This window comes from Undibacterium sp. Ji49W (assembly GCF_049340205.1).
Classification (GTDB): domain Bacteria; phylum Pseudomonadota; class Gammaproteobacteria; order Burkholderiales; family Burkholderiaceae_D; genus Undibacterium.
Genome location: NZ_JBMPOW010000022.1, coordinates 96,561 through 106,192 on the forward strand (window position 1 = coordinate 96,561; position 9,632 = coordinate 106,192).

Consider the following 9,632-nt stretch of genomic DNA (forward strand, 5'->3'; position numbering starts at 1 on the left):
CAAAAATGCTACCGTAGTATCCGGGTTTTCTAAAATCAGAAATAGAGTTCGTGACAAAGATGGTTCATTGTCAGATTTTTTCTATCTTTCCCCCCCCCCATCTTTTTCTCCATCGCACATTGGCTTAGTGCGATATGGACGGGGGATTAAATGCCGCAATCAAGTTGTTTCGGCTTGCGGCACAGCCAACACAGGATTTTCATGCATAGCCTTTCCCACCATCACCGGCGTGGTCAATTCCTGACTGACGCCATTCTTCACCGCCACAATCTCGGCCATGATGGACAGTGCAATCTCTACCGGGGTTTTGCTGGCGATATACAAACCGGCTGGCCCATGCAGGGCTTGCAAAGCGGGTTCGGCGATATCAAAGTGCGTGCGCAGGCGTTCGCGTCTTTGCTCGCTGTTGCGACGTGAACCGATGGCACCGACGTAAAACGCTTGTGATTGCAAGGCGTCGATCAGCGCCAGGTCATCCAGCTTTGGGTCATGCGTCAATGCGATGATGGCAGTGCGGCTATCGGGCTGTAGTCGCAGTATCAGATCGTCCGGCATTTCTTCGCTGACCATGACACCCGGCAATTGCCAACTGGCCCGGTATTCTTCACGTGGATCACAGACGATGACTTCAAACCCCAGGCTTAAGGCAAACTGGCACAAGTAACCCGACAGATCACTGGCACCGATAACAATAATGCGGGCCTGCGGGCCAAGGTAAGTGACCAGCCTGTGCTCATCCAACCGTGGCAAGCCATCGTGCTGGCCTGCTTGCAGGGCTGCATGGCCGGTCTGTAAATCCAGCGTCCTTTGTATGCTGCGCCGCTGTTCACAAGCCAGCAGCAGTTCATCCAGACGGCTATGCACAGAAACAGGTTCCAGCACCAGTTCCACAGTACCACCACAGGGCAGGCCAAAGCGATGTGCCTGGTCGGCGGAGATGCCATAACGCAGCACCAGAGGTCGGTCGCCTGCGCAGACTGTCTGCCCCCCTTCTTCCCTGATGCGATGGATGAGATCATCCTCTATGCAACCACCCGATACCGAGCCCACGGTTTCACCCCGCCCATTGATCGCCATCAGCGAACCGGGTGGCCGTGGTGATGAACCCCAGGTGCGCGCCACCGTGACGAGGATGACCGGCAATCTCTGTACATGCCACGCCAGTGCAGTACGCAAGACCAGGGTATCGAGATCTTCCATCGTATTTTTGCTCTAGCTGATATTGAAAGGCAACTGGCGCAAAGACTTGCCAGTCAGCTTGGCGATGGCATTGGCGAATGCCGGTGCCAGCGGTGGCAAGCCAGGTTCACCCATGCCGGTAGGTGGTTCTGCACTGGGTACCACATGCACCTCAATGGCGGGCATGTCAGTGATGCGTGCCACGGTATAGTCACCAAAATTGCTTTGCTCGACCACACCATCCTTGAGTGTGATAGCTGCACCCGGCAAACACATGCCCAGACCCATCAGCGCCGCGCCCTGTACCTGTGCTTCTATCGTACGCGGGTTGACAGCCAGGTTGCAATGCACACCAGCCGTTACCTTTTTAAGTACGGGGCGGCCTTGCTGCATGCTCGCCTCCACCACATAGGCCACCACGGTAGAAAAGGATTCATGCACCGCCACGCCCCAGGCACGTCCTGCTGGCAGGCGCTTTTTGCCGTAGCCGCTTTTATCCACCGCCAGTTGCAGGGCCGCGCGGTGGCGCGGGTGCTTGTCGCCAAACAGACTCATGCGATACGCCACCGGGTCTTGTTTGGTAGCACGGGCGATGTCATCCAACAGGGTTTCCATGACAAAGGCGGTATGGGTAGAGCCCACGCTGCGCCACCACAGCACCGGCACGTTCAGTTTTGGGTGATGCACAGTTAAACGCATGGGGAAAGGGTAGGGCTCACGCATGCCCTCAGTGGCAGTGGCGTCTATGCCATTCTTGACCTGGAATTGTTCAAACACTGAACCGGCAGTGATGGACTGGCCAACGATCACATGGTCCCATGCCAATACCTTACCCTTGTCGTCAAAACCGATGCGGGCGCGGTGCAAATGCATGGGCCGGTAATAGCCGCCGCGCATATCATCTTCGCGACTCCAGATGGTACGCACTGGCACATTCAAACCTGCCGTACGGGTGGCTTTCGCGATCTCGCAGGCTTCCACCACAAAGTCACTGCTGCTGGCAAAGCGGCGACCAAAGCCACCGCCAGCCATCTGCACATGCATGGCTACCTGTTCCGGCTTGATGCCCAGCGTACGTGCCACGGCTGCTGCATCCAGGCCGGGGCATTGCGAGCCGGTATAGATATCTGCAGCATCATCCTTCAGTGCAACGGTGCAGTTTAGCGGCTCCATCGCGGCATGTGCGAGGTAAGGAAAAATGAATTCCGCTTCCAGATGTTTTGGCGCTGTACTCAGTGCCGCGATGTCTGCATCAAAGTGGCGTGGCCCCGGCTCATTGGCCAGCTTACGGTAGTCAGCCAGTTGTTTTGTACTATCGACTTTTTCGACACCGGCAGTATCCCATTCCAGCTTCAAGGCATCACGCCCCTGCTTGGCGGCCCAATAGCCATCGGCTACCACGGCCACGCCTTCGGCACCACGATCCAGCGGCAGGCGGAAAACTGCCTTCACACCTTTGATGGCGCGTGCTGCGCTGTCATCGACAGTTTTCAGTTTCGCGCTAAATACCGGTGGGCGTGCCACAACTGCTGTCAACTGACCGGGCAAGTGCATGTCGATGCCGTAATCCTGTTTGCCGCTGCTTTTTGGGCGGGCATCCAGGCGGCCGGTTGGCTGGCCGATCAAGCGAAAGTCTTTCGGATTTTTGAGTTCAATTTTTTCTGGTACCGGCAATGCCATCGCCGCTTCGGCCAGTTCGCCATAGCCCAGCTTGCGGCCATCGGCGGCAATCACATTACCTGCCTGCGTGCGCAGCGTGGTCACATCCACATTCCAGCGCGCTGCCGCCGCAGCCAGCAACATGGCACGGGCGCGTGCACCCAGTTCACGATATTGCATGAAGCTGTTCTTGACGGAATTGGAACCGCCGGTCAGATGGATGCCAAAGAAAGGGTCGTGATAGGCCGCATCACTGCTGCCATGGTGACTGCGTACCAGGTTCCAGTCTGCATCCAGTTCTTCTGCCAGTATCATTGGCAAGGCAGTTTGCACACCCTGGCCAAATTCCAGCCTGTTGATGATGACCGTGACCTCGCCATTTGTAGCAATTTGCACGAAAGCAGATGGCTGCTGTGTCGGTTTCAATGCAGTGGCCGCCTGGGCGAGCGCAAGGTGGGGGAATGCACCCAGGGCCAGGCCACCTATACCGGCAAATTTGAGAAAGCTGCGGCGGCTGAGAGGGAGAACTTTAGCGGGCTGGTCGCGCTCCAGCATGTGTTGCAAGGCACGCGGCATTTCGCTGTAATCGATATTCGGCAACATGGTATCTCCTTCAAATAATGGCTTTGGCAGCGTCGGCGACGGCGGCGCGGATGCGGGCATACGTGCCACAGCGGCAGATATTGCCTGCCATGGCCGAATCAATTTCCGCAGCCGTCGGCTGTTTGCCACGCGGCAGCGATTTTAAAAACGCGGTGGCACTCATGATCTGCCCGCTTTGGCAATAACCACATTGCGCCACGTCATGCTTGATCCAGGCGGCGCTGACGGCATTGCCTACCTTGTCATTGCCACCGGTCGCTGCTTCTATCGTGGTGAGTTTCTTGCCCTGCACGGCAGAAGCAGGCGTGATGCAGGAACGTATCGCCTGCCCATCCAGATGCACGGTGCAGGCGCCGCACAAGGCAGCGCCGCAACCAAACTTGGTGCCGGTCAGTTGCAACGCATCGCGCAGCATCCACAGTACGGGTGTGTCGGGTGTGACATCAACGCTGGTATTCTTGCCGTTAATCGTCGTATTGATCATGTAAACCTCCAGAATGGGAATGATGTGCGCTTGCTGATGTGGGATTGATGAGTTTGGATTGATGACGAAAATTGATCAGATCACCTGCGCCAGATGCGTGCGCAGCCTTGCCATATCATTCTCAATATCTGGCTGCTTCATCACGTCATGGCAAGAGAAAGAGGGTAAGACATCAAAGCCGCAAAATTTGTAATTGGCCGTGTTGGCAATGAAGACATCGTCAACCGTCCTGCCTTCAAATAATGACTGCGCGGTGTCGCCAAAGGCTTCTTGCGGTGCATTCTAGGTCAGTGACAACATATACCTCTTGCCGAACATCTTGCCGCCGCTGCCATATTGCCTGCTAGGGTCTTCACGGGTGCGGCCATCGCCATCCAGAAAACTTTGCTGCATCATGCCCGCCGTGAAGACTTCATCCACATACTTTTTGTATATCCATGGCATGCCAAACCAGTACACTGGTGACTGCAAAATGATCAGGTCGGCCCACAGATGACTTTGTACTTCGGCGTTGATGTCATAGCCTTGCTCAATCCGGGTTTGCCTGACCTGGTAATCGCAGTTTTCCAGTTCTGTCTGGATGATGCTGGCCACGCTTTGGTTCAGCTTGCCGGTAGAAATGCCTTCATAAAACTGGTGTGCGTTGATGATCAGTGCATGTTTCATTGATAAGTCCTTTTGATATGCCGGAATACTTTTATTGACGGCTATTGTGTGCCCACAGCCATAAAAGACGTTTGCCTGATTCGATGCATTTCTTGCCCAATTTGATGAATCATCCGCAGAAATGGAAAACACCGCATTGAAAATGGTAGGCTATGCCTATTCAAGAATTCTCTGGCACCGCCATGCAACCCGGACATCCAACACCATCTGCGAATAGCTACACGCTGGCTGAACTGGTCGGCAATATTGCCCAATCCGATGGCGACTACACCACCCATATCCCTGGCCTGATGATGTACAGACGCAGCAGGGTGACCGACCCCATGCCCTGCATCTATGGTCTGGGCCTGGGCGTGACCGTGCAGGGCGGCAAGCGCGTCATGCTGGGGGACGAGATATTTGACTATGCACCCGGGCAATCATTGGTGACTTCGCTGGACCTGCCCGTGGTGTCTTACGTCACGCGCGCCAGCGGTGCGCAGCCATTTTTGGGAATGGGCCTGGTGCTGGACGCCCGCGTCATTACCCAATGCGCAGCTGACATGAATTTCTCGGCACCGCTGAAAGCATCGACCTCACTGGCGATGTCGGTCGTGACGCTGGATGAAGGGCTGCTGGATGCCATTACCCGCCTGGTACGCCTACAAAACGAACCACAACTGATACCACTGGTAGCACCGCTGATACAGCAGGAAATCATCGTGCGTCTGCTCAATGGTGAACATGGCCCGGCATTGCGCCAGTTGATGACGGCTGGCTCACCTGGCCAGCAAATCGCCAAGCTCATCGCCTGGCTGAAACAGCACTACACCGAAAATATAGCCATGGACGATCTGGCAGACAAAGCCCATATGAGCCCATCCACCTTCCGCCAGCATTTTCGTGCAGTCGCAGGCATGAGCCCCTTGCAATACCTGAAACATTTGCGGCTGCAAGATGCGCGGCAACTGATGCTCAATGAAGACATCGACGCCAGCAGCGCCGCTTTGCGGGTAGGCTATGAAAGTGCATCCCAGTTCAGCCGTGAATACACCAGACTGTTTGGCGCACCACCGTTGCGGGATATCAAGCGGGTGAGGCTGGCGACGTAAATGCCCGGTGAACAGCGGGTGACAATTGTCAATGAGTGAATAATGAAGTGAGTTCCAGTTTTGATACTGCAAGCAGTACACCATTCATGAGTACAGTTCATAAGCGCATGCTGGACCAGCCATCTAATCAAAGCAATACATACAAGCTAAAGTGAACACCATGGCACATGCAAGCAAACCGGCTTGCATTGATGTTGCTTCTCACTCAAAGGGAAATTATATGCAAAAGCGCAAACTTGGAAATACCGGCCTGGAGGTTTCAGCAATCGGCTTTGGCTGCATGGGGCTCAGTTATGCTTATGGCCCAGCCATCGACAGGCAAGAGGCGATTGCACTGATACGTGCTGCCGCCGAACGCGGCGTTACCCTATTCGACACTGCCGAAGTCTATGGCCCGTTCATCAACGAAGAAGTCGTCGGTGAGGCATTGGCCCCGATACGCGATCAGGTAGTGATCGCGACCAAATTCGGCTTTAAAAATGGCGATGCAAAAGCTGGTTTTGACAGCAGGCCTGCACATATCAGGGAAGTCGCCGAAGCCGCTCTCAAACGGCTCCGGACAGATTGCATCGATTTATTCTACCAACACCGGGTTGATCCGGATGTCCCTATTGAAGACGTTGCCGGCGCTGTGAAACGCCTGATCGAAGAAGGTAAAGTGAAGCACTTCGGTTTGTCTGAAGCTGGCGCACAAACGATACGTCGCGCCCATGCCGTGCAGCCTGTCGCTGCACTTCAAAGTGAATATTCCCTGTGGTGGCGTGAGCCAGAGCAAGAGATACTGCCAACGCTGGAAGAGCTGGGAATCGGCTTTGTTCCATTCAGTCCTTTGGGGAGAGGTTTTTTGACAGGCGCCATTGACGACAGCACCAGCTTTGACAGCACAGATTTCAGAAACACTCTGCCCCGTTTCGCGCCGGAGGCACGCAAAGCCAATCAGGCTTTGGTTGAACTGATCAAGAAAATCGCCGACCACAAGCAGGCAACACCAGCGCAGATAGCAATCGCCTGGCTGCTGGCACGCAAGCCCTGGATCGTTCCTATCCCTGGCACCACCAAGCAGCACCGCCTGGTCGAAAACATCGGTGGCACGGATGTAGTCTTGACTGCCGACGATCTGCAAGATATCCAGCACGTTCTTGCCAGCTTCACGGTGCAGGGTGGTCGCTATTCGGAAAGCAACCAAAAAATGGTGAATCGCTGACAGACAATAAGATTGGGGGCGTCTTCGGGATCTGTGGTCAATCAAGGTATCTCTCAATTTGATTGTAGTTTTAACAGACCCTGGCATGTCAGCAATCCTGATGCCTGCTTCTTCATGGACTGGCCATGCGCATAGAACTATTTGACCATTAGCAAGTCGAATTGTTTTTAGCGCTGGCATGTCATTTAACAAGTGCCAGCTTGAAGTAGTATCTGTGTATGCGCTGTATATACACAGATTTACTTTCTCCCAGAGATATTTTCCGCTCGAAAGCACATGTAAATGACAAGACTGATCGCATCACTCTTCCTGGCCGGCAGTTTGGTCGGGACGGTAACAGATAGTTTTTCTGCAAATCTCAGTGATACTGCCGTGTCAAACGCGTCCCCGTCCCCGTCCCCGGACGCAGACATCAGGCAGCAAATTGAGCGTTATGTGAAAAGCGAAATGCAAGAACGGCGCATTCCGGGCATGCAATTGGCCGTAGTCAAGGGTGGCAAGATTGTTCTGTTGCAGTCATATGGGCTGGCGGAGATTCCCAACGCGGTTGCAGTCAATGATCAGAATGTGTTTTCCATCAATTCTGCAACCAAGTCGTTTACTGGCGTAGCCATCATGCAATTGGTGGAAGACGGCAAGCTGGATCTGTCGGCACCGGTGTCGCGTTATCTGGATGGTTTGCCGGTCGCCTGGCAGACGGTAACTGTCAGGCAGTTGCTTACGCATACATCAGGTATTCCTGACATCATCAGCAGCAAAATACCATCGCTGGCGACGCCGCAAGAAGTCGACGCTGCCTGGGCGGCGATTCAAACCTGGCCTATGGAATTCAAGACAGGTGAGCGTTATCGCTACAACCAGACCAATTATATTTTGCTGGGCAAGATGATTGACCGGTTGAGTGGCATGCCGTTTACAGATTTTTTCCAGCAGCGCCAGTTTGCCGTGGCCGGTATGCGTAGCGTTGGCTTTGGTGATTCACGCGATGTCATTCCACACAAGGCGCTATCGTACCGATATGAAGGACAGAGTACCAACCTGAAGCATGTCGTTGAGGTTTTTCCTCCTTTCTTGCGCACTGGTGCGGGCATGAACAGCAGTGCTGAAGATATTGCCAACTGGCTCATCGCGCTGCAACAGGGCAAGCTGATTTCTGCCGCAGGTTTAAAACAACTCTGGACGCCCGCTACCCTCAATAACGGCAAACCGACTGTGTGGGCGCTTGGCTGGCCAGTGGTGCGCCAGGGTGAGTATGCTGCTGTCGCCGGTATGGGCGGGGCGCGTTCGGCGTTTTATGTGTATCCCGATCATGATCTTGCCATTGTCACGCTGACCAATCTGGCGGGTGCCGAACCGCAGGCGATGATCGATGACATCGCCGGCTTCTATTTGCCGGGATTAAGAAAGGCGCACGGCGGTACTTACGCAGCACATCTTTTGCGTGAGCAGATTGCACAGAGTGGTTACAGTGGTTACGATAGGCTGGCGGACAAATTAAAAAAAATCAAAACGGACCAGGGTTTGCCCGATCCATCAGAAGATGAATTCAATTCCTGGGGATATCGTTTGCTTGGCAAGAAGCTGGCCGATCATGCCGTAGCGGTATTTGGCCTGGGGATACAGGTTTATCCCAACAGTGCCAACCTCCATGACAGCCTGGCAGAGGTATATGAGTTCAAGGCCGATACCGTATCAGCCGTAAAACATTATCGCTTGTCACTGGCGCTTGATGTGCAGAACAAGCATGCGTCAGAGCGCCTGCAGGCGTTGGGTGCCAGGTAATGAATGCTGCTACCACAGCCAGCTGGACGGCGATACACTTTCTATCATCAGGGATGACATTGCTGCGCCCAGTTGACGGACTATTGATGAATAAGTACAGTTGATACGTGCAGTTGCGTGTGTGGTTTATGACAGGCAAGAATATCAAATTGACGGGTACACAATGAATCCAGATCATGCTTTGGACGGTTTTCGCCTCGTGGGTACAGGTACGACATTCCAGTCGACAGACATATGCGACATGATCGCCGAATCCCAGTTGTTTGCCGACCTGGAATGGAAAGACATCCAGGCCCTGGCGGGCTACGTGCAATGCTATGAAGTGTCAGTTGGCACCGTCGTCTTCAAGGAAGGTGATTCTGGCACTTACATGTTCTTGCTGGTGAAAGGCGAGGTCGAAATACTCAAGTCCGACCAGGACAGCGTCCTGCACAGCATCGTCCGGATAAGCCACGGCAAGACCGTGGGCGAGATGTCCATCATCGACGGCGAAAAACGTTCCGCTAACTGCGTCGCCTCACAAACCAGCATCTTGCTGCTGCTGACCAAAGACAACTACGCACGCATCATCAAGGAAAAACCATTACTGGCCGTCCACATCCTGGCGAAACTGGCAAAGCTGATGAGCCAGCGCCTGCGCAGCGTCAGTGGGCAACTGGTTGAGTATTTGTGAGCACGATAGTAAATAACCGTACTTAGGGTGCGCCACGCGCACCGTTTTTTACACCCGCAACTTCGTGATCAAATGCCCCGTGTGTGCGATTAGAGCGTTAACGCACGCAGTACCTGTGCGCCGCGCGCACCATAGCAGTAAAGCCAGGCAAGTTCGGTGCGCTCAGCGCATACATGGACGCCCCCCATTTGCAAGAGCATTTTCAAATTAAACCTGACGTAGTCGATTGCAGCCATACATTCGGTCTTTATTGCAGCCGCTTGATGACTGCTGACGCATGATGAAATACGC

9 protein-coding genes are annotated in these 9,632 nt (G+C 54.2%); 4 read left to right on the plus strand and 5 right to left on the minus strand.

The genetic code is table 11. The features are described 5' to 3' along the window. Positions 1 to 159 precede the first annotated feature (159 nt). The 4 genes from ACO0LK_RS23190 to ACO0LK_RS23205 form a co-directional block, all read right to left on the minus strand. The gene (locus ACO0LK_RS23190; RefSeq protein WP_422979288.1) at positions 160 to 1,200 is read right to left on the minus strand and encodes an XdhC family protein; all 1,041 of its coding nucleotides are present in this window, start codon (positions 1,198 to 1,200) and stop codon (positions 160 to 162) included. A gap of 12 nt (positions 1,201 to 1,212) precedes the next feature. Then, on the minus strand, positions 1,213 to 3,441 hold the full coding sequence (locus tag ACO0LK_RS23195) for a molybdopterin cofactor-binding domain-containing protein (RefSeq protein ID WP_422979290.1): 2,229 nt from the start codon (positions 3,439 to 3,441) through the stop codon (positions 1,213 to 1,215). Positions 3,442 to 3,451: 10 nt separating this feature from the next. Next, positions 3,452 to 3,925 carry a (2Fe-2S)-binding protein gene (locus ACO0LK_RS23200; protein WP_422979292.1) on the minus strand — a complete coding sequence of 158 codons (474 nt, stop codon included), beginning with the start codon at positions 3,923 to 3,925 and terminating at the stop codon, positions 3,452 to 3,454. A gap of 282 nt (positions 3,926 to 4,207) precedes the next feature. After that, on the minus strand, positions 4,208 to 4,591 hold the full coding sequence (locus ACO0LK_RS23205; protein ID WP_422979294.1) for an NAD(P)H-dependent oxidoreductase: 384 nt from the start codon (positions 4,589 to 4,591) through the stop codon (positions 4,208 to 4,210). A 152-nt stretch (positions 4,592 to 4,743) separates the two neighbouring features. Between ACO0LK_RS23205 and ACO0LK_RS23210 the strand changes: the two genes are divergently transcribed. The 4 genes from ACO0LK_RS23210 (at position 4,744) to ACO0LK_RS23225 (ending at position 9,341) form a co-directional block, all read left to right on the plus strand. Continuing rightward, positions 4,744 to 5,682, plus strand: a complete 939-nt coding sequence (locus ACO0LK_RS23210) for an AraC family transcriptional regulator N-terminal domain-containing protein (protein ID WP_422979296.1) — start codon at positions 4,744 to 4,746, stop codon at positions 5,680 to 5,682. A 220-nt stretch (positions 5,683 to 5,902) separates the two neighbouring features. Further along, a complete protein-coding gene (locus ACO0LK_RS23215) occupies positions 5,903 to 6,886 on the plus strand; it encodes an aldo/keto reductase (protein WP_422979298.1) in 984 nt (327 codons plus the stop codon). A 282-nt stretch (positions 6,887 to 7,168) separates the two neighbouring features. Further along, on the plus strand, positions 7,169 to 8,668 hold the full coding sequence (locus tag ACO0LK_RS23220) for a serine hydrolase (RefSeq protein ID WP_422979300.1): 1,500 nt from the start codon (positions 7,169 to 7,171) through the stop codon (positions 8,666 to 8,668). Between the two features lie 163 nt (positions 8,669 to 8,831). Beyond that, positions 8,832 to 9,341, plus strand: coding sequence for a Crp/Fnr family transcriptional regulator (locus ACO0LK_RS23225; RefSeq protein ID WP_422979302.1), 510 nt, complete (start codon positions 8,832 to 8,834; stop codon positions 9,339 to 9,341). A gap of 89 nt (positions 9,342 to 9,430) precedes the next feature. Here the strand turns inward: ACO0LK_RS23225 and ACO0LK_RS23230 are convergent. After that, positions 9,431 to 9,632 (minus strand): hypothetical protein (locus ACO0LK_RS23230; protein WP_422979304.1); only part of this gene is annotated, 202 nt, incomplete at its 5' end.